The organism is Hymenobacter sublimis (assembly GCF_023101345.1).
GTDB lineage: Bacteria > Bacteroidota > Bacteroidia > Cytophagales > Hymenobacteraceae > Hymenobacter > Hymenobacter sublimis.
The window spans coordinates 42,043-62,002 of sequence record NZ_CP095848.1 but is presented as its reverse complement, the minus strand read 5'-3'; the positions used below and the strand labels follow the sequence as shown (position 1 = coordinate 62,002).

Annotated in this window: 15 protein-coding genes; 4 read left to right on the top strand and 11 right to left on the bottom strand. The window is 53.4% G+C overall.

What is annotated here, in order from left to right; translation table 11 throughout:
- The first annotated feature begins 136 nt into the window (after positions 1-136).
- The 3 genes from porW (at position 137) to uvrC (ending at position 7,749) form a co-directional block, all read left to right on the top strand.
- Positions 137-3,322: a type IX secretion system periplasmic lipoprotein PorW/SprE gene (gene porW / locus MWH26_RS00240; RefSeq protein WP_247975583.1), complete on the top strand. Its 3,186-nt coding sequence runs from the start codon at positions 137-139 to the stop codon at positions 3,320-3,322.
- Between the two features lie 87 nt (positions 3,323-3,409).
- Positions 3,410-5,752 carry a penicillin-binding protein 1A gene (locus tag MWH26_RS00235; protein WP_247975582.1) on the top strand — a complete coding sequence of 781 codons (2,343 nt, stop codon included), beginning with the start codon at positions 3,410-3,412 and terminating at the stop codon, positions 5,750-5,752.
- Between the two features lie 167 nt (positions 5,753-5,919).
- A complete protein-coding gene (uvrC, locus tag MWH26_RS00230) occupies positions 5,920-7,749 on the top strand; it encodes an excinuclease ABC subunit UvrC (protein ID WP_247975581.1) in 1,830 nt (609 codons plus the stop codon).
- 107 nt (positions 7,750-7,856) lie between these two features.
- Here the strand turns inward: uvrC and porN are convergent, their stop codons facing one another.
- The 10 genes from porN to lipB all read right to left on the bottom strand — a co-directional run bounded on the left by porN (position 7,857) and on the right by lipB (position 18,239).
- Positions 7,857-8,744: a type IX secretion system ring subunit PorN/GldN gene (porN, locus tag MWH26_RS00225; protein ID WP_247975580.1), complete on the bottom strand. Its 888-nt coding sequence runs from the start codon at positions 8,742-8,744 to the stop codon at positions 7,857-7,859.
- Between the two features lie 46 nt (positions 8,745-8,790).
- Complete coding sequence (porM, locus tag MWH26_RS00220; RefSeq protein ID WP_247977111.1) at positions 8,791-10,335, bottom strand: type IX secretion system motor protein PorM/GldM; 1,545 nt, start codon at positions 10,333-10,335, stop codon at positions 8,791-8,793.
- A 129-nt stretch (positions 10,336-10,464) separates the two neighbouring features.
- Complete coding sequence (gene porL, locus MWH26_RS00215) at positions 10,465-11,280, bottom strand: type IX secretion system motor protein PorL/GldL (RefSeq protein ID WP_244694556.1); 816 nt, start codon at positions 11,278-11,280, stop codon at positions 10,465-10,467.
- 98 nt (positions 11,281-11,378) lie between these two features.
- Entirely contained in the window at positions 11,379-12,398 is a 1,020-nt protein-coding gene (porK, locus tag MWH26_RS00210) for a T9SS ring complex lipoprotein PorK/GldK (RefSeq protein WP_188557926.1), read from the bottom strand.
- 237 nt (positions 12,399-12,635) lie between these two features.
- On the bottom strand, positions 12,636-13,628 hold the full coding sequence (locus MWH26_RS00205; protein ID WP_262921996.1) for a PorP/SprF family type IX secretion system membrane protein: 993 nt from the start codon (positions 13,626-13,628) through the stop codon (positions 12,636-12,638).
- Positions 13,629-13,773: 145 nt separating this feature from the next.
- Positions 13,774-14,592, bottom strand: a complete 819-nt coding sequence (locus MWH26_RS00200) for a uroporphyrinogen-III synthase (protein WP_247975578.1) — start codon at positions 14,590-14,592, stop codon at positions 13,774-13,776.
- A gap of 77 nt (positions 14,593-14,669) precedes the next feature.
- A complete protein-coding gene (locus MWH26_RS00195; RefSeq protein WP_247975577.1) occupies positions 14,670-15,821 on the bottom strand; it encodes a DUF4271 domain-containing protein in 1,152 nt (383 codons plus the stop codon).
- 47 nt (positions 15,822-15,868) lie between these two features.
- Positions 15,869-16,939 (bottom strand): MraY family glycosyltransferase, encoded by a 1,071-nt coding sequence (locus MWH26_RS00190; RefSeq protein ID WP_247975576.1) that lies wholly within the window; start codon positions 16,937-16,939, stop codon positions 15,869-15,871.
- Between the two features lie 67 nt (positions 16,940-17,006).
- On the bottom strand, positions 17,007-17,426 hold the full coding sequence (locus tag MWH26_RS00185; protein WP_247975575.1) for a hypothetical protein: 420 nt from the start codon (positions 17,424-17,426) through the stop codon (positions 17,007-17,009).
- Positions 17,427-17,429: 3 nt separating this feature from the next.
- Complete coding sequence (gene lipB / locus MWH26_RS00180) at positions 17,430-18,239, bottom strand: lipoyl(octanoyl) transferase LipB (protein WP_247975574.1); 810 nt, start codon at positions 18,237-18,239, stop codon at positions 17,430-17,432.
- Positions 18,240-18,461: 222 nt separating this feature from the next.
- Between lipB and MWH26_RS00175 the strand changes: the two genes are divergently transcribed.
- On the top strand, positions 18,462-18,821 hold the full coding sequence (locus MWH26_RS00175) for a YraN family protein (RefSeq protein ID WP_247975573.1): 360 nt from the start codon (positions 18,462-18,464) through the stop codon (positions 18,819-18,821).
- A 36-nt stretch (positions 18,822-18,857) separates the two neighbouring features.
- Here MWH26_RS00175 and MWH26_RS00170 read toward each other — a convergent pair whose 3' ends face one another.
- Complete coding sequence (locus tag MWH26_RS00170) at positions 18,858-19,820, bottom strand: toxin-antitoxin system YwqK family antitoxin (protein ID WP_247975572.1); 963 nt, start codon at positions 19,818-19,820, stop codon at positions 18,858-18,860.
- Between the last annotated feature and the right edge of the window lie 140 nt (positions 19,821-19,960).

Sequence of the window (19,960 nt, the reverse complement as noted above, 5' to 3'; positions counted from 1 at the left end):
TGACAATGATGGGTCCGGGCAGAAACCTGTACTTTTACCTACCATGCTACGTTGTGGGAAACACCCGGCGGCCGAACGATTCGGCGGGGCCGCTGTGTTTTCTGTTTGCACCTTTCGCCCTGAGCTCTTTGCTGCTTTGACGACGACAACTTTTTCGCTTCTACGCCTGCTTTCTGCTCCCACTGCTGCCTTCCTCCTGCTGGCGGCGGGCTTGGCTGGGTGTGCTTCCGAGCGTCCGTCCTTGATTGGGCACGCGTACGATAATGTGGTGGCGCGCGACAATGCGTATTTTCTGGCCCGTGAGAAAATGCTGGCTACGGAGGCAACCTTATATAAGGCCCGCGTTAACGACTACAACCGCGTTCTGCCGCTTTTCCCTACCCTGAACGATGCCACGGTAACTACGGTCACGGCCGACCTAGATGACATCATCAAGAAGGCCTCCCTACCCATCCAGCACCGCCCGGGCTCCGACTGGACCGATGACAGCTACCTGTTAGTGGGTAAGGCTCGCTACTACAAGCGCGAGTATGAGGACGCGGCCAAGACGTTCAGGTACATCAATACTACCAGCAAGGATAACAACGCTCGCCACGAGGCCCTGATTTGGCTGATGCGCACGTTCCTGGCCACGAAGGAGCTGGAAAATGCAGCGGCTGTATCAGATTTGCTGGACAAAGAACAAGGCACAGAGCGTAATGCACGGGAGCTGTTCCTGACGCGGGCCGAGTTTTTCCTGCTCACGGGCGAGCAGGCCCGAGCCATTGAGAACCTGGAAAAAGCTATTCCCTATATCGAGCCCAAAAATGAACAGTCGCGCACCCGCTACATTCTGGCCCAGCTGTACCAGGCCCAGGGTGAGGATAAAAAGGCGTACGCGCAGCTCAACCAGATTCTGAAGAAGAACCCGCCCTACGAGCTGGACTTTTTTAGCAAGCTCATGCTTGGCCAGGTGTCGGACCTGAACCAGACTGACCGGGCCCGGCTGGACAAGTACTTCGCCAAGCTGCTCAAGGACACAAAGAACAAGGAGTACCGCGACAAGATTTACTACGAAATGGGGCGGCTGGAATACCGTCAGCAGCGCTACCCTGAGGCGCTGGCCCTGTTGCAAAAAGCAGCCCGCACGCCTTCCACAAACCGAGTGCAAAAGTCGTACGTGTACTTGCTCAGCGGCCGGATTTACTACGAAAACCTACAGAAATACCGACTGGCTGCCGCCTACTACGACAGCACCGTGCAGGCTCTGCCCCGCGAGGCGCCAGAATACGCGGCCATTTCTGAGAGGGCAGCTATTCTGAAAGATTTTGCCCAGCAGCTCACCATTGTAGAAACGCAGGACAGCCTGCAAGCCTTGGCTCGGCTGGATTCTGCTACCCTGCGTACCCGCCTAACAGCTTATGCTCAGGCAGAAGTAGACGCTCAACGCAAGGCTGCGGAGCAGCTAGCGGCTCAGCAGGTCCGGCAGGAGCAGCGCTCTGGGCAGGCCCTGGGAGGTATTAGCGCGGGCCGAGACTTGCAGCCGGAAGTAAACACCGACGACTTTCTGGCGGCTAATATGGGCGTTAAGTGGTACTTCGATAACCCCACTGCCTTAGGTACGGCGCGCAACGACTTTATCCGGCGCTGGGGCGACCGGCCGCTGCAGGATAACTGGCGCACGGTTAGTCAGGCGAGCAGCTCGCCGGTCACGAACCGGGGCGGCAATGTGCCGGTCAGTATTGCCGGCAACGCCAGCACTACCGTAAACGGTGCCGGTGGGCTGGGCACAGCGGCTACCCCGGAGGCCGACCCAGCCGTGCAGTTGCGGAGCCTAGTGGACCGCTACCGCCAGAACATTCCTCTAACGGAGCCCCAGCGCAAACAGTCAGATGCTCTGACGGAGGAAGCCTTATACGCCTTGGGTAGCATTTATAACCAGCAGCTTCGGGAGCCAGTGCGCGCCGCCGAAACCTATGAAACGCTGCTGACTCGCTATCCGCAGGGCCCGCATACGCCCGAAACGCTTTACATTCTGTACCTGATTTATAAGCAGCAAAACAATTCGGGCAAGGCCGAAGGGTATGCGGAGCGTCTGCGCCAAGCTTATCCCAACTCTTCTTATGCCCGCTTAGTAGCCGACCCAGAATACCTGCGGCGCACTTCCGTAGCTAATGCTCAGGTAGCTGTTCTCGTTGATTCGGCTTTCAGCTTCTACAAAAACCAGGATTTCAAGAAGGCCGGCGCTGTGCTGGTCCGGGCGCGTAAGCAGTACCCCGAAAATGACCTGAATGACCGAATTGCCTTCCTCAATACCCTGCTGACTATCCGGACTCAACCGCCGCTTACAGCTAAAGCAGCCGTAGAGAAGTTTTACAAGGATTACCCCGAAAGTCCGTTGGCTCCGCAAGCTGCTACTCTGCTTAATACATACAAGCAGCAGGCCGAGGGGCAGATAACCGGCGCTCTGGCCTCTACTGACAAGCCGGTAGTATCTGTGTTCAAGCCGGGTGAGGTAGAAAACCGCATGCGGATTTACTATGGGGAAAATGAGTCGCCGGCCGCGCCAGTTACCCCGAACCCTGCTACCTCTTTACCCGCCCCCGCAGCTTCGCCAGCTCCTTCTGCGCCAATTACCACCTCTCAGCCAGAGCAGCCAGCCGCCGTTACACCTGCCTCCCCTACCACTACTCCCCCGTCGGAGGTTTCACCCCAGCCTGCCTCTTCCACTCCCCCACCGGTAGTAGATGAGGCCAAAGCTGCCCGAATGGCCGCCGCTCAGGCTCGTGCCCGCGGCAAGAAAGCTCCCGCTGCCTCAAAAACAGCTCCCCCCGCAACTACTTCTGTAACTACCCCACCTGCCCCTGTGGCCGGAAACACTTCTGTTTCTGCGCCTACCCTACCCAGCACCGCTGCTACTACGGTAACGCCTCCGGTTACGAGCACTCCCGCTCCTACGGCTCCGGTAGGTACGCCCTATAAGGCCACCCCGGCAGCAGCGCACGTAGTCGTGCTGGTGCTAGCCAAGGATGCCCCGGCACTGCAAGGCTTATCCGAACAACTCAGTGCTTACAACAACCGGTACTTCAAGGCCAATAATCTGCTGGTGCGGCAGCAACCGTTGGGAGCTGGGCAGGAGGTAGTGCTTATCGAATCATTGCCCGGCGTGAAAGTGGCGCAGAGCTACGCCTTGAAACTGCGCGGCCCTCAGTCGCCGCTGAGTAAGCTGCGGGGAACGGGTTACCAAACCCTCCTGATTAGTATTGATAACTTGCCGCTCCTGCTGCAAAGCCAGAACCCTGAGGAATACCAGCGCTTCTACCAGCAGAACTACTCTAAATAATTGCCAGTGGCCCCGGTTCAAAGGCTGTCTTATAGCCTCCTATAACCGGATTTTCTTGGCCCCTGGCACGTAGCACCTTTTTTTGCAATGGCTCAATCTGCCACGAAAACCAAGTCCTCCTTTCGTAAAACCAACCAGCCGGGGCGCTATACCGGGTGGGCCCGCCTGCTATGGATTATTTTCGGCGCGGGTGTTTTAGGCACTGTGCTGTACGTACTGGCCGTTAGCGTAAACTTTCTGAACCTGTTTGGGCGAATGCCCAATCTGAAAACGCTGGAAAACCCGCGTAGTGAGCTGGCCTCGGAAATCTACTCCGCCGACGGGGTGCTGATGGGCAAGTACTTCCGGGAAAACCGCACGCCGGCGGAGTATGAGGACCTTCCCCAGCACCTGGTAGACGCCTTAATTGCCACTGAGGACGCCCGCTTCGAGGAGCATTCCGGTATCGACCCTAAAGCTACCGGCCGGGTAGTAGCGGGCCTACTCACGGGCGGCAGCGGCGGCGGCGGTTCTACCCTAACCCAGCAGCTGGCCAAAGTGCTGTTCCGGACCCGGGAGGACCTGAATGACGGCAAGCTCAACGACGTTCCTGGCGTTCGGATGCTTATCACCAAGACCAAGGAATGGATTTTGGCCGTTCGGTTGGAACGCAGTTACACTAAGCGGGAAATCCTGCGCATGTACCTGAATACCAATGACTACGGCTCTAATGCCTTTGGTATTAATACGGCCGCTAAAACCTTCTTCAGCAAAACGCCTAAGCAGCTCACCCGCTCGGAGGCTGCTACCCTGGTAGGCGTGCTCAATGCTCCTTCCCGTTTTAGCCCCAAGTACAACCCCGCCCGCTCCAAAGCGCGGCGCAACTGGGTGCTCCGCCAGATGCAGAAGTACGGCTACGCGGACGCCCAAACCCTGCAGGCTGACACGCTGAAACCCATTGTTCTACGTTACAACGTTGAAAACCAGAACGAAGGCATTGCGCCTTATTTCCGGGTAGAGGTGAGCAAGATGCTGCGGCAGTGGGCCAAGGAAACCGACCATGACCTGTACTCCGACGGCCTGAAGATTTACACGACCATTGACTCGCGGATGCAGAAATACGCCGAATCGGCGGTGGCCGAGCACATGAAGCTGCAGCAGAAATGGTTTGACGCCCATTGGAAGGGCCAGCAGCCCTGGCGCGACGAGAACGGGCGCATTATCCCGAACTTTCTTTCTACCTCCATTCAGCGGACGGAACGCTACAAGTCGCTTACTAACCGCTTTGAGGGCAACCGAGACTCCATCAAGTACCACCTTAATAAGAAGTACCGGATGAAGGTATTTACATGGAACGGTGGGGAAAAGGAGGTGCTCATGTCGCCGATGGATTCGCTGGCCTACTACAAGCGGCTTCTGCATTCTGGGTTCATGGCCATGAACCCACTGAACGGCCAAGTACGGGCCTGGGTGGGCGGCATCAACTTCAAGTACATCAAGTACGACCACGTCAAGCAAGGCAAACGCCAGCCGGGCTCCACGTTCAAGCCCTTTGTGTACGTAGCCGCCATCGACCAAGGCTACTCCCCTTGCTACCAGCGCCCCGACGTAGCAACTACCTTTCCGGCGGAACGTGGCCGGGCTGCCTACACGCCCAAGAACTTTGAAGGCGGTTATTCGGGGCGCGTTTTCACGTTGCGCCAAGCCCTGGCCCGGTCCATGAACTCCATTACGGCCTGGCTGGTGCAGAAGCTAGGCCCCGAAACCGTAGTTAGCTACGCCAAGCGGTTGGGCATTACCTCCCCCATTGAAGCGGTACCGGCCGTAGGCTTTGGCTCCTCCGATGTCAGCATTTATGAGTTATCAGGCGCTTACAGCACTTTTGTTAACAAGGGCATCTGGACGGCTCCCATGATGGTTACGCGCATTGAGGACAAGAACGGTAACGTACTGCGCGAATTCACCAGCCAAACCCGGGAAGCCTTAAGCGAAGAAACCGCCTACCTGATGACGCACATGCTACGCGGGGCCACGGAAGAGCAGGGCGGTACTAGCATCATTCTGAAGGGCGGCTTCAAATTCCCCTACGAAATAGGTGCCAAGACGGGCACCACCTCCAACTACTCCGATGCCTGGTTTATGGGCCTCACACCCGACCTGGTGTGCGGTACCTGGGTAGGTGGAGAGGACCGTAGTATCCACTTCCGCACCGGGGCCTACGGGCAGGGCTCCCGCTTGGCGCTGCCCATTTATGGATTGTTTATGCGCAAAGTGTACGCCGATAAAAGCATTGGCATTAACACCGGTCCTTTCCCGAAGCCGACTCAGCCCCTGAGTATCGAAATTGACTGCTCCCGCTACTATAACGGAGCCGGCGCCCGAGACACAATTCCGTATGAGCAGAAGCTAAATCAAGTAGAGCTGGACGACCTCAACGAGGAAGATATTTAACCACCTCGTTGAGCCCAGCATATTTTCCAGAGCGTGGCCGGGACTTCCCGGCCACGTTTTTTGTTAGAACCAGTGCCTCTTACACTCGTGGGCTGAACCTTGGCCGCCACGCTTTGCGTACCTAACTTCCTACCACCCTCGCTCTTTTAGCGTTTTTTCTGCCCCTTATGGCTGCTAACGCCCAGTTACAGGAACAAATCCGTCAGCTTCCCCACCGGCCCGGTGTCTATAAATACTTCGGCGACGAGGATACAATTATTTACGTGGGCAAGGCAGTCGACCTGCGCAAACGCGTCAGTAGTTATTTCACCAAACAGGACCATAATAAGAAGACCCAGCAGCTGGTAAAGAACATCCGTCGGATCGAATTCACCATTGTTGACTCGGAATCGGATGCTTTCTTGTTGGAAAACAACCTGATTAAGCAGCACCAGCCCAAGTACAACATCCTGCTGAAGGACGGGAAAACCTACCCCTATTTACTGCTGACCAATGAGCGTTTCCCACGCCTAATTCCAACCCGCAACAAGCGCCCCGGTGACGGCCGGTACTACGGCCCTTACGCCAATGTAACCGGCATGAACCTGCTGCTAGAACTTATCCGGGCACTGTATCCGCTTCGCACCTGCACTTATAACCTCTCGTCTCAGAACGTGGAAGCTGGCAAGTTTAAGGTGTGCCTGGAGTATCACTTGGGCAACTGCAAAGGCCCCTGCGAGGGTCTTCAGGATGAGGAAACTTACACTCAGCACATCCAGCAGATTCGGCAGATTCTCAATGGCGACCTGCGTTTGCCCAAGCAGTACTTCCGCGAGAAGATGATGCAGTCAGCCCAGGAGCAGCAATACGAGTTGGCTCATCAACTTAAGCAGAAGCTGGACAAGCTGGACGAGTTTCAGGCCAAGAGTACCATCGTCAATGCCAACCTTACCAACATTGACGTGTTCAGCATTGCATCCAACGAGAAGTCAGCCTTCATCAACTACCTCAAGGTGATGAATGGTAGTATCATCCTCACCCAATCGGTGGAGGTGCAGAAAAAGCTCGACGAACCCGACGATGAAATTCTGGCTCCCATGATTATGCAGATGCGGGAGGAGTTCGAAAGTCAATCCAAGGAAATTCTGACCAACGTGGCGGTGCCCGACCTGCCGCTGCCTGGAGTTATCATTACCCAACCGCAAATCGGCGATAAACGAAAGCTGCTGGAGCTAAGCATCAAAAATGTACTCTATCTGCGCAAGGAGAAGGAGAGCATGAATGACCGCAGCAAGGACCTCAATGAGGTGCGGATTATGGAAACCATGAAGAAGGATTTGCGCCTCACCGAGCTACCCAAGCACATTGAGTGCTTTGATAACTCTAACTTCCAGGGCGATAACCCAGTGGCCGCTATGGTGTGTTTCCGTAATGCTAAAGCTAGCAAGAAAGACTACCGCCATTTCCACATCAAGACCGTGGTAGGTCCCAACGACTTCGACTCCATGTACGAAATCGTGACCCGTCGCTACCGTCGCTTGCTCGATGAAGGGGCCAGCCTACCCCAACTCGTCATCGTGGATGGCGGTAAGGGCCAGTTGGGCATGGGGGTTAAAGCGCTAAAGGACCTTGGCCTCTGGGGACAGATACCCATCATCGGCATTGCGAAGCGCCTGGAGGAAATCTACGTTCCAAATGATCCACTGCCGCTATACATCGACAAAAAGAGCGAAACCTTACGCCTCATTCAGCGCATGCGTGACGAAGCGCACCGCTTCGGCATCACGTTCCACCGCTCCCGCCGCGACGCTGCTACTCTCAAAACCGAGCTAACGGATGTCAAAGGGTTAGGACCCATTACGGCTGATAAACTTCTAACCAAGTTTAAGTCGGTTAAGAAGATAAAGGAGCTAACTGAAAATGAACTCATAACAGAGGTAGGCAAAGCCAAGGCGCGCATCTTACTTGAATACTTTAGCCAGCAAGATGCTGTGGCCACTAATGAACCAAGCGAATAAGTAGTATATACAATCAGGTATATAAACAAAGAGCCCCTGCTAAATAGCAGGGGCTCTTTGTTTATTCTAATTCTGTGTACCTCAAGTAATCCAGTTAATCCGTGATTTTAGAAGCTCCACAGGTTGTACTCGTACTCAATCAAATCGGCCGCAGCCTGCTGAGAAGCGAGAATACCTTGCTGCTGACCACCATAGATTTCATCTAGGCGAGCATCATTGGGGTTCGACACCTTCACGATGTACGAGTTGAACAGCCACAGTTCGAAAGCATCCGCAAGGTTCTTGTGCTGAGCGTCGTTCTGAGGGTTAAACCAAATAGCCTTATCTGGGTTAGCTCGGAACACTCGTACTAGGTCGCTGTACTTGAACGTGCCAATAGGCTTCTCAATACCAGACGTGTTAGAACCTAGTGTGGAAGGTACCAACAGCGTAATGGCTTTGATATCATGATACATCCGCGACCGTTTCTTGTCGAAGATCATATCCTCTTTCATCTCCATCTGGTAGATGTCCTTAGGGCGATACTCGTAGCTCGGTGGCGCGGCCGGAGCAGCCTTAGCTGTTGATTTGCCTTTGCCTTTTTTCGCTGGAGCGCCCCAATCGTCACCTCCACCCAGGTCACTGTCAGAGAAGCCAGCGGCCTTTTCCTCATCACTCAAACCAGCACTGGCTTCCACAAACGACATGTTTGAGGTTACCTCAGCACCAGAGAGGGTTGTGGTTAGAGAATCATTCCGATACGCCTGTAGCTCACCGCGCTTCACTGCGTCCAGGATTACACGGCTGATTTCCTTGCCTTCCGAGAACATAGGTTTGTTCTGCTTCTCGCGCAGGTCAATCGCACGCGTAATGGTCTTGCGGAACAAAATGTCCGAGGCCGGAATGGGGCGATACGAGCCATTGCTGCTCGCGGTGGTAGCTTGTTCCTGAGCCGAGGCTGCCACCGACAGCGTCAGGCCGGCCGACAGAGCGGCGAAGGAGAGGAATTTGTTCATACCGTGATAATCAAAAAAGCGCAGTACTTGGTTCAGGTAAGAACGCTTAAATCAGCGGAATATTGAAGGTCTTCGAAACGTTTACCGTTTCCGTGTTGCCCTGGAAGTTCATACGCTGTACCTCTTTCACTTCGATGTACAAACGGTCACCTTCACGAGCGGTATTCACTACGTCGTTCAAGTTGGCTTCAGGCCCGTTGATAGAACGGGTAGGCATAGCCGGACGCTTACCCCGTACCAGCGTGATTTCGTAACGAGTAACGCGGTAACGAGCATCCTCGGGCAGGAAAGTAGCGAAGCCAGCATCAGCAATAGCGCGCAGCTGCATGTTGCGTACTGCCGTAATTGGAGTGCCCTGCTTTTCATTAGCCTCACGACCACCTACTACGCACTTGATGTCAGGCTTAGGAATGGGACGAACTTGGAAGGTCTGCGAGCCAATGGGGTTACCACCGCTGCTTACGCTCAAAGTCACCTCCCGTGAGTTCGGAATCAGGGTTACCTCGCCTTTAGCCGAACCTTTGATAGTAGAAGCACCCGAAGCCGAGAAGCTAGGATCGTACTGAGCACCCAAGGCGGGAACCTGTACGCTTAGCTTGTTACCACACTTGAAGTACAGCGCCTGCACCGATGCCGACTGAATCTGCATTACGGGTTTGGTTACCGTGTACTCCACCTTCTTAGTAAAGGTGGTGTCGCGGCCGTTCTGCTTGAAGCGAATCGTACCAGTCCAAGAAGCTTTGGCATTACCAGAGGCATCAAAGCCACCAGGACGAGCCGTGAATTCCACGATGCCATGACCATTCGGATCAACACGCAGGGGCGAACCGTTTAGCGTCATGGTAGGACGCAAGTCCGAAGCCGATGCAGTCAGGAAAAGTTCTGCTTTGTATTTGGTACCAGCTGCTACCGTGTTCGACTCAGCGCTAGCAAAAGCACCAATTTTGTCGAATACGATGGTAGTAGCGCCAACCTGTGCCGCCAGCTTGTTCAGGGCGTCAGCCTCGTACTTCAATACCTCCGTTTCTTTCTGTGACAGTACTGCCAAAGCAGCTACCACCGGTGTATTCTCGAAGTTCAACTGAGCAAAGTCCTTGGATTTCTGATCAGCGGTTACACTTTCATCATCTTTCGGCTCCAGAGCCAGGGCCGGGGCGGTAAAGCCGGGCACCATCTTCTGCAGGTCAGAAGCATAAGCATTCAGCTCATCCTTCATCTTGTAGCCCAGGCCATTACGGCTACCAGCCCCACCGAGCATTACGTTGGCTACCTTGTCGGCAGCTTCCATATTCTTGTACTCGTTCTTGCTTTTGTTTTCCGTGGCGTCCAGCAATTTGGTGCGGATGTCACGGAGGTAGGCGACCATCTTAGCCGTCCGCTCCCGTACACTTTCGCTTTGCTTTAAAATAGCAAGGTCTTTGGCTTGGTTACGGTTACGAGCTACAATTTCCTCAATGCCTTTCACGGCACCTTGGTTGGTTTTAGCAGTCTTATCGTTTACCCCGATCAGGCTGTCATCTAGAAATTTGAACTTCAGCAGAATAGCTGAATTCACTTGTAGGGCGAGAAGTGCAGTCAGTACCAAGTACATCATGCCAATCATCTTCTGCCGTGGAGTTTCTTTTCCTCCCGCCATCGTATCTCTCTGTGTCTATAACTGCTGAGTAGAAAGAAGAGCGCCCAAGGTTTGCTCGGGCACCATCATTACAATCTTGGCAAATTAGTTAGTAGCGCGCATGGCGTTCAACATATTGCCGTACACGCGGTTGAGCGAGCTCAGGTTCGAAGTCAGGCTGGTTACTTCCTGCTTGAACTGATCGGTTTCTTTGCCGGCCTCCGTCAAGTTTTCCATGGCCTGGGTCAGGGTGCCATAGAACTTGTTCATAGACTTCAAGTGCGTATTGGCGTCCTGAAGTTCCATTTCGTACACAGCATTCAGAGCACCCAGATTCTTGGTTACATTCTGAACTTGTACGTGATACTCGCGGGCGTCATTGGTAGCATCGGCCATAGCCGTCATAGCCTGGGCCGTGTGCGCGTATGACTCGTTGATACGCTCGAGCGACTGGGCAGCGGAACGAACTTTCGAAGTGTATTCCTCGGTAGCGTTAGTAGCATCACCCAGGGTAGAAAGCTGCTGCGTAGTGGTGCTGAGGCGGTTCAACCCCTGGCCCAGTGAAGCAATAGCCTCGGGAGTTACGTTGGCATCCTTCAGCATATCGTCCAGCTTGCGGGTCAAGCCCGTGCCACCATTGTCAATAGCGTTAGTGCGGAAGCTAGGGTTGCCAGTGGAAGGGTCATACCCCTCGCTCAGTTCTGGGTAAACCAACGACCAGTCTACTTCTTTGGGATTGGGCTGAAAGGCACTTAGGAAGAAGATCAGAGCTTCTGTTCCCAAACCAACGATGAGCATTTCGTCAGCACCCTTCAAGTGAAGAATTTTAAATAGAGCCCCGATAATTACGACTGCAGCCCCGATGCCGTAAATTTTCGGCATCACCACATCGTAGAAAAAGTTACCGCCCTTTGCTGCCATGTTGTAAAAGATTGAAAAAAGGTAGTTGGAGTGATTGTGAAAAGTCGAAACGCAAGTCAGAGAAAAGCCGCAGCCGGCAGAACGGGTAAGGAAACCGCTTAGTTTAAGGCTCCGTTGGAACCCATACCAATCTGAATCATCGCCGTGCGGAAACCGATATAAGAGCGGGCGGAGTCCTGATACTCAAAGTTGCGGGTACCCGTCTCAAGGAAGTAGGCAATGTCCTTCCAAGAACCGCCGCGTACTACTTTGCGCGGTTCGTTGTCGTCCGGGTTAGTTGGGTTCATATCCCATACTACAGGCACGGAAGCCTCCATATAGGCGTCATCACACCACTCCGATACGTTGCCTGACATATCGTACAGGCCGAAATCGTTCGGGAAGAAAGCGCCAACTGGCGAAGTATAGGCATAACCGTCAGAGGCGTAGTCACCGCGGCCTGGCTTGAAGTTGGCCAGCATGCAGCCTTTCGAGTTACGCAGGTAGGGGCCGCCCCAAGGGTAAGTAGCTAGGTCACGGCCACCGCGGGCAGCGTACTCCCATTCTGCTTCAGAAGGCAAACGAAAGTTCGGCGTGGGAGCCAAGCCAGCCTCGGCGTTGGCGGCGTTCTTATTTTTGGTGCGCCAGTTGCAGAAATACTTAGCGGCAAACCAGTCTACACCTACTACCGGGTAATCATCGAAGGCAGGGTGGGTGTAATAGTACTCCATGAGCGGGTCACCCATGTGATACGTGAAGTCACGCACCCACACGGTAGTATCCGGGTAAAGCTCCGTCATCACGTACTCCTCGCCGAGTACATCGATAGAGTCTTGCCGGATGGCATTCATAAACTGACGGTATTCATTATTGGTAATCTCCGTCTCATCCATGTAGAAGCCGGCGATGGTCACCTGCTTGTTCATGTTCACCATGGAAGCCGAGATATCCTGGTCCGTCTGGCCCATATGGAAGGTGCCGCCGGGGCAAGGCACCATACCGAAGGGAACTTCCTGCGGGTTAAACTCCGGACGGTCCTCCGCCCCGACTAGGTCGCCTTGCGGTCCAGTACCGAAACCACAGCCCCCCAGGATAAGCGTCGAAAGCGCGACGAGAGGCAATAAGAGAAACTTGTTCATGTGAGAAAGAAAAAGACTGTCTAGGCGGCGATACCCAAAGATTACAATTTTCCGAGCTGGCAAATCTAGCAAAACATCCGGTCGTAAACAAGCCAATCGGCCAACACTAACAGTTTGTCTACGAATCACTTTCACGACCAGCTTAACGAAGAAGGCTAGCAATTTATTGAATGCCCCCTGGAGATACAATGGGCAAACCATTGTAAAAGGGCTATTTTCTATTTAAAAGCCCTAAACTTAGAAGCTGTACCGTGGAGTATGGATTGCCGGCTTAATTTTTAAACCGGGTTTCGGCAGTCGGTATCCCAACATTATTTCAAATGAGCTAGATGCTTTCGCATCTTCGCCAAATGCAATTATGTCATAAGCTAGTCCCAACCGCAATGCATTATCCTTAGCAAAGCTAATCCCTCCCAAAGCGGTAAACGCGTCCCCAGATCGGTATCCTAGTCCTCCCCAGTACCGATCGTCGAAAGTAGCCCTTGCGCCAAGCTCATATGAGTTATTACGCAAGGAAAACTTATCCTCATCCCCAAATTCGCCCGGCAATACCATCTTCACAAGAACAGTAGGTGTTAGGACAACGGATGAAGTCAGGTCAATATTGTAACCTGCTGTTAGATAGGCATGATTCTCATTCAAATATCGGGCCGAACGCCCGCTAGTAGCAACCTGGCTATTGAATTTATACTCCGAGCGTAGCAGATTATTAACGCTTAAGCCTGCGTACAGCCTGGGCGCCTCGTACCATAAACCAGCTCCTACATCAATTTTCCCATCTGAACCTTCTAACGGCACATGGATGTCGTTTTCGTCGTTGGCTCTGAATTTACCTTGGTAGATATTATTAAATACACCCTGGATACCCAAGCCTAACCGGCCTTCGCCAATGGTAAGATGCCGAGAGTAGGACAGTTGCACATTTGTTGTGTTGAGCTGTGCTATTCTATCTCGATAGATACCAATGCCTATGCCACTAGCCAAGATAGGTAGGGGCAACGATGCTGTAATAGAAGCAGTGGTAGGCGAGCCGCCCTCATCGAAGGTGCCGTTGTAGCCGATGTATTGCGAGCGGCCAAGAGCAGTAATTTCACCGTAGCCTTTTACCCCAGCGTATGCAGGGTTGAGGTACATGCCGTTAAACCCATAGTGGCTGAACTGAGGCTGCTGCTGAGCTACAGCTTTACCCATGAACAGAACTGCACAAAGGCAGAGTATACTTCTCTTCATATCAATAAACGACAAGCCAGGAACAGATGAAAAACGGCAGGCAGGACGTCTTCAAATGTAACGAAAAAACTGCCTAGAACATTTCACGGCGTATACGCAAGAGGAGCAGTAGTGGCTGCTCCTCTTACCCTATTACTCAGATACTTTACTTGTTGCTCTTTTTCTCTTTCATGGCATCTGCCCCGTGGTGCAGACGGATGTAAGCCTCAATGGCCCCCGTCATGGATGGAGCATTCGGCTGAGGAGCCTCAATATCTAATTCTAAACCTGCTTCGAGCACAGCTTTGGCGGTAGTGGGGCCAAAAGCAGCAATGCGCGTTCCATCCTGCTCGAAATCAGGGAAATTGATAAACAACGAGCTGATGCCGGACGGGCTGAAGAATGCAATGCAATCGTACTTCACATCGGATAAATCCGACAAGTCGCTGGCTACAGTGCGATAGATAACTGCTTCCGTAAACTTGAAGTTGTTTGCCCGCATAAACTCCGGAATATCATCCTTCCGAATATCGGAGCAGGGGTACAGAAACTGCTCGCCTTTATGCTTCTTGATAACATCAAACAGATCAGCAGCTGTCCGCTGGCCCACGAAAAGCTTGCGCTTACGCAGCACAATGTATTTCTGTAGGTAATTAGCCGTTTGCTCCGAGATGCAGAAGTACTTCATTTCTGCAGGCATCTCAATTTTGGCCTCCTGGCAAATGCGGAAGAAATGGTCAACGGCGTTGCGGCTCGTAAAAATAATGGCCGTGTGTTCCTGAATGTTGACTTTCTCTTTGCGGAAATCCTTATAGGAAACCGGCTGAACCTCAATAAACTCCCGAAAGTCTACCTTGATGCCGTACTTCTCGGCAATGGCAAAGTAGGGGGAAACGTCGCTAGAGGGCTTTGGCTGGGTGACAAGAATGCTGGAGATACGCTTGGCATGACGGCCCGTCCCCGGTTTGTCTTTGCTCTCGGCCATAAGGTAGAAAAAAGGGTAAATCTAAGGCAATAAGGAGAGGGTGCGGGCAGAACCGGTGCAGGCCGGTACAAGGTGTGTCAGTAGGTAAAAACGATCAGCTTGAGCAGAACGATCAAAGGAATCACTTCTGTGGCGCAAAGGTACGAAAACAAATGTAGATTTAGTAAGGATGTCTTATGATGCAAGGTGCGCCCAACTCGAAGCACAGTACCAATCAACAGCAAGGAAACCACCCCGTTGGAAACCCACAGTACCGTCTCGGGTAGGCGCTGATTGAGACCCAAATATAGGAGCATAACGGCGGGCAGGAACAGCCCCATAAACAGGATGGTGCGGATAAACTCGCGGTACTGGATGGTTAGCAAGTCTGCTACATCGAAAATGTAGCCCATCAGCTCCAAAAATAGGTATTTACCAAGTACAAACCCCGCTACCAAGGCCGTGTACAACAATACCCGCACAACAATTGCCGATTCCGCCACATCAAATAGGCGACGCAGAATAACGATGCTTTGGATGTTGGTGTGAATGGCAACGAGTAGCAAAGCAAAGGAAAGCGCGAAGAGCAGCACTAACACTAGGTTCAGCCAGGTTAGCGTGGGCTTGATTAGAAAATCCTGCTCAGCGGAGCCTTTGCCCCATAAGCCCTCTAGCTGATAGATGCGGGTGAAACCTGGCTGGTAGGTAGCCCGCAAGCCACCATAACACAGGCCAATCAGCAGCAGAAAGCCAACGAATACATTCTGGCCTTGATGCCCGCGCGGACGGGGTTGGGCGTCGAGGGGAAGGGCGGCGGATTTGCCCGCCTGCGTAGGCTTAGCAGGCACGGCGTTTATAAAGGAAGCCAGGTTGGGCGAGGCATCGGGCTGCCACACGCACAGCAGATGAGGGCCTGGCACGCTACCCGGGGGTAGCAAACGGGCTAGGTCCAGGGTATAGGTGGCTGGCGTCTGGGCGGTGAATACGAGCCGGTTATCAATGAATAAGCTCAGCCTTTCCCGGGCCGTAAAGCTGATGGGCAAAGACTTGGCAGGCCGAATTGACAACCACTGATAGTAGGCGTGAGCCGGCGGATGGTAGTCGGATAAGTAAAGGACCAGGCGGTTACGTGCTTCGTCGTGAATCAGCCAATCTTGGGTTAGGCCCGCGCGCGGAGCCGGCGGCAACGGCCGGTATTCGGCGGCCCGAAGCAATAGCGGAAACAGGCTCAGACCAGTTAGCCAGAGCAAGGCCCAAAACCGACGAAGGCTGCTGCTACGCACTGGTATATGGCGTACTAATTTGAGGCTACCCGCTGCCGCTCTGCCCGGCTGTGATACACTCCCAGGAATACGCTCAGCACCAAGGAGAAAGCAACTAGCGCGCAGATTAACAAGGTGTTACCCAGGTAGGCAAAGTTAATAACGAACAGAATCACTACCACATTCAGCAGGCCCAGCAGCACCACCGTGCTGATTTGCTGAAAACCCATGGCTAGAATGCGGTGATGCACGTGATTCTTATCAGGGGAAAAGGGCGACCTGCCGGCCATCATCCGAACAATGAATACCCGTAGGGTGTCAAACAGGGGCACGAACAGAATGCCGGCCGCTACGGATGGTGCCGAAGAAGCAAAGGGCTGGCCTACCTTCAGGCCCATCTCGATGAATTGAATGGTCAGGATGGATACAATAAAGCCGCAGACCAGGGAGCCGGTATCACCCATGAAAATTGTGGCTTTGTGGAAGTTGTAGCGCAGAAAGCCCAGCATCCCTCCTACTACACAAACGGATACGAATACGTAGTTACCAAACTGCTCGCCCCCGTACTGGTAAAAGTAATAGCCGAATGTGCTAACGATAATCAGGACGATGGATCCTGCCAAGCCATCCAAGCCATCAATTAGGTTAATAGCGTTGGTTATTCCGACGATGGCAAAGAAGGTAAAGGCGTAGCTAATGCCCACTGGCAGTTCTTGAATGCCCAAAATGCCTTGAAAGCTGGTGATGCGCACATCCGCCATTATCATGACGATGCCGGTAGCCAGGAGCTGACCCACAAACTTCTTGGAAACCGAAATACTTACTAGGTCATCTTTCAGACCCACAAAAAACAGCACGATGCAGCCTGCTAGCAGTTGCTGTACGCCGTTGTTGAGGGGAGCGAAAATGGTAAGGGCCGACATAAAGCCAGCGAATACAGCTACTCCGCCCAAACGCGGAGTAAGCGACTCATGCACGGTCCGCACATTGGGCGTGTCGAGCATGTTTTTCAGGTGGGCAATGTATATAATGGACGGAACGGCGAACAATGCCACCAGAAACGCCCATAGGGAGGACAGACCCAACTGAATTCCGAGTGCATTCATTGCGGTTCGGCGCTTACGGTAAGATGTATCCCAGGATGGGATAGGTAATTGAGAGGCAAAGATACGGCTAACTATGCAGTACGCCCGGCCGCTCCAGCAAAGCAATGTGCGTTAAGTTGTCAGAAACGATGGAGTCGGGAACGAAGATGAATTTTTTATCAAAAATCTTCGAGTCAACATAGTAGCTCACCCAGTACTGATTGTTCAGGTGGAATAAAGCTGGGTCAATGGGCTCGATTAGCACAGCAGACCGCGGCTCCACTTCCAACATAACGTGCCGCAGGGTTGAGGTACGGATTGGTTCTCCTTCCGGGTCAACCCCATAGCCCTTAGAGCTTACAATGACATTCTGCAAGGCGAAGTCGTTGTGATTCAACAGGTACACCTGCCAGCCCAACTGGTTTTCTGAGGCTTCTGTCGCGTTGTCATCGGGCACTACGGTGATGGACACTCCTTCAACGGGGTCGAAAACGATGTCTTTTTTCATGGATTAACTGTTCTCGTACATCTCGGCACCTAGCAACTGGCTCAGGTGCGGAAGCAACCGGTCCTGCACTTCTGCTAGGGGTACGGGCCGTCCTAGTTCTTGCTCCAAGGAAGTCACAGCCTTATCAGTGATGCCACAGGGCACGATGTGACCGAAGTAGGCCAAGTTGGTATTGACATTGAGGGCAAAGCCGTGCATGGTCACCCAGCGGCTGCACTTCACGCCCAGCGCGCATATTTTCCGCGGGTTAGCAGCCCCCTCCTCAAAATCAATCCAGACGCCCGTCAGGCCAGCAATCCGACCAGCTCGTACGCCATACTCGGCCAGAGTAAGAATGATGGCTTCTTCTAGCACGCGCAGGTAGCGGTGAATGTCAGGGAAGAAGTTGTCGAGGTCGAGGATGGGGTAGCCAACTAACTGCCCGGGACCGTGATACGTAATGTCGCCGCCGCGGTTGATGCGGTGGAATGTGGCCGCGTGAGCCGTTAGGCCAACTTCATCTAGGAGCAGGTGCTCGGGTTTACCGCTTTTTCCCAGCGTGTACACGTGGGGATGCTCGCAAAGCAGTAAGTAATTAGGAGTTGGCTCAGGCAAGGCACCAGTTTCGGCAGCTTGGCGGTTGCGAGTTTTCACCGCTAAGGTATCGGCCAGCAGTTGCTCCTGCAGGTCCCAAGTCGGCTGGTATTCACCTACTCCCAAACGCCGTACTTCCACCCGGCGGTTTTGTCCGGTGGCAGCTACATTAACAGCACCGACTGGGGTAGAAGAAGTGCCCGTAGAATCCGAACTAGCGCAGGCGGAGTACATGGTCATGTGGCAAAGCGAAAGGAAAGGGGCCCGAAAGGAAGTAGCCAACAGCTACGGTTTCTTGGCTGTTTTCTCCTTGCTTTTCAAGCCTGGCAAGCTCCTCATTAGCGGGTTACATCCGCGCCTGAAGAACTCACCTTCTCCGTGTAGAAACAGTCAAAGGTACTAGATTTAGTCCCAAACCAGTGTATCTGGCTGCTGTTCTCCTTGGCTTACCCGGCTTTTGTCATGCGTATACCCTCCCACCAACTTGGGCATGATGGTGAAGAAATTGGCCTGCGCTACTTGTTGGCGCAAGGATACGAACTGGTATACCGCAACTACCGCTACCGCCGGGCGGAGGTAGACCTAATTGTGCGGCAAGGCACTCAGCTACTAGTGTTCGTGGAAGTTAAAACGCGTTCCTCTGCGCTGTATGGCCACCCCGAAGAATTCGTCACGGAGCGCAAGCGTCAGTTGTTGCGCCTGGCTGCCGAGCAGGTACAGGAACAGCTACAGTGGCGCGGCGACATTCGCTTTGACATCTTGGCCCTGCAACCCACCCACGAGGGGCTACGTGTGGAGCACTTTCGGGATGCTTTTTATTAAGCTGCCATTTTCACGACCCAAACGCGCGGCACTACTTTAGTTTTTAGCGCCCGGACGAGACGTGTCGGGCTTGTCCCGGTTATCGAACTTGTCCTTCTCGAAAATAGCCACACCGTTGCGGTTGTACTCTTTGACCAGTACGGGCTCCGTCACTTCGGGCTCGTAGCCAGACTCGCCGTATTCATACTCGTACCGCAGGCGGTTGCGGGTGTTCCGAAAACCCCAGTAGCGGTTCCAGGTTCCAATGCGCTTGCCATTCTCAAACTGTCCTACCCACTCCAGTTGGCCGTTTTCGTTGTAGCGCACGTAGTCGCCTTCCAGCTTGCCGTTCACGTACGGAATAACCTCCTTTACCTGCTTCTGGCCCGCATCGTAGTACGTGACGTTGGCGTCTCGCGGGAAGCCCATTTCATAATGGGTTTTGCTGATTAGAATATTGTCGCGGGTGAATTTCTCCCAGCGTAAGTGGCGGGTGCCTACGGCGTAAAAACCGGTTTCAACCACTTTTCCTCCCTGCATTTTCTTGTAGGGCCCGTGCAGCACTTTCAGCTGGCTGCCATCAACCTCGCCGGGCGGCGCTTTAAAAATACGGCGCTTCTTGGGGTCAAATACGTAACGGGCGGGGGCGTACACGTTGGGTTGCTGGAAAGCACGCAGGTAGTAGAAAATTTCAACCGCCTGGTTTTTACCCTTGGGTCCAGATTTCACATAACCCTTCTTGATTTGCTCCCCCAGGAAGATGTTCTTTTTCTTGCGGGGCTTGCGCTGGGCGGCTTTTTCCTTCTCCTTAGCTGCCCGCTCCTGCTCCTTGGTCATGGTTACGCGCTGAGCTTCCAACGACGGGGCGTTGGTCGTGTCACGGGCCTTGGTCAGCGTGTCCGCAAGGGTAAGCCCCCCGGCTGCTTCCGGGCGGCTATTAAACGATACCGTTTTTTTGGAGCAGGCTCCTACGGCTAGTACCAGTAGAAGCAATAGAGCATACGGACGTAACAGACGCATTAAAGTAGAAGGCAGGATTCGCAGCATCGAACGTAAAGATATAGGGATTTGGTGCCCAGTTGCGACGCCCTGCATACTCGAACCCATAGGCAAGTGCACCTAAGTAACGGGCGCCTTCCTTACAAGGACAAAACCCCAGC

Bases quoted from the DNA above. Each gene is read 5' to 3' on its own strand.
- uvrC (WP_247975581.1), top strand. From the start codon at position 5,920: ATGGCTGCTAACGCCCAGTTACAGGAACAAATCCGTCAGCTTCCCCAC.
- porK (WP_188557926.1), bottom strand. From the start codon at position 12,398: ATGAACAAGTTTCTCTTATTGCCTCTCGTCGCGCTTTCGACGCTTATC.
- lipB (WP_247975574.1), bottom strand. From the start codon at position 18,239: ATGACCATGTACTCCGCCTGCGCTAGTTCGGATTCTACGGGCACTTCT.
- porM (WP_247977111.1), bottom strand. From the start codon at position 10,335: ATGTACTTGGTACTGACTGCACTTCTCGCCCTACAAGTGAATTCAGCT.
- MWH26_RS00235 (WP_247975582.1), top strand. From the start codon at position 3,410: ATGGCTCAATCTGCCACGAAAACCAAGTCCTCCTTTCGTAAAACCAAC.
- MWH26_RS00170 (WP_247975572.1), bottom strand. From the start codon at position 19,820: ATGCGTCTGTTACGTCCGTATGCTCTATTGCTTCTACTGGTACTAGCC.
- MWH26_RS00200 (WP_247975578.1), bottom strand. From the start codon at position 14,592: ATGGCCGAGAGCAAAGACAAACCGGGGACGGGCCGTCATGCCAAGCGT.
- MWH26_RS00205 (WP_262921996.1), bottom strand. From the start codon at position 13,628: ATGAAGAGAAGTATACTCTGCCTTTGTGCAGTTCTGTTCATGGGTAAA.
- MWH26_RS00185 (WP_247975575.1), bottom strand. From the start codon at position 17,426: ATGAAAAAAGACATCGTTTTCGACCCCGTTGAAGGAGTGTCCATCACC.
- MWH26_RS00190 (WP_247975576.1), bottom strand. From the start codon at position 16,939: ATGAATGCACTCGGAATTCAGTTGGGTCTGTCCTCCCTATGGGCGTTT.
- porL (WP_244694556.1), bottom strand. From the start codon at position 11,280: ATGGCAGCAAAGGGCGGTAACTTTTTCTACGATGTGGTGATGCCGAAA.
- porN (WP_247975580.1), bottom strand. From the start codon at position 8,744: ATGAACAAATTCCTCTCCTTCGCCGCTCTGTCGGCCGGCCTGACGCTG.
- MWH26_RS00175 (WP_247975573.1), top strand. From the start codon at position 18,462: ATGCGTATACCCTCCCACCAACTTGGGCATGATGGTGAAGAAATTGGC.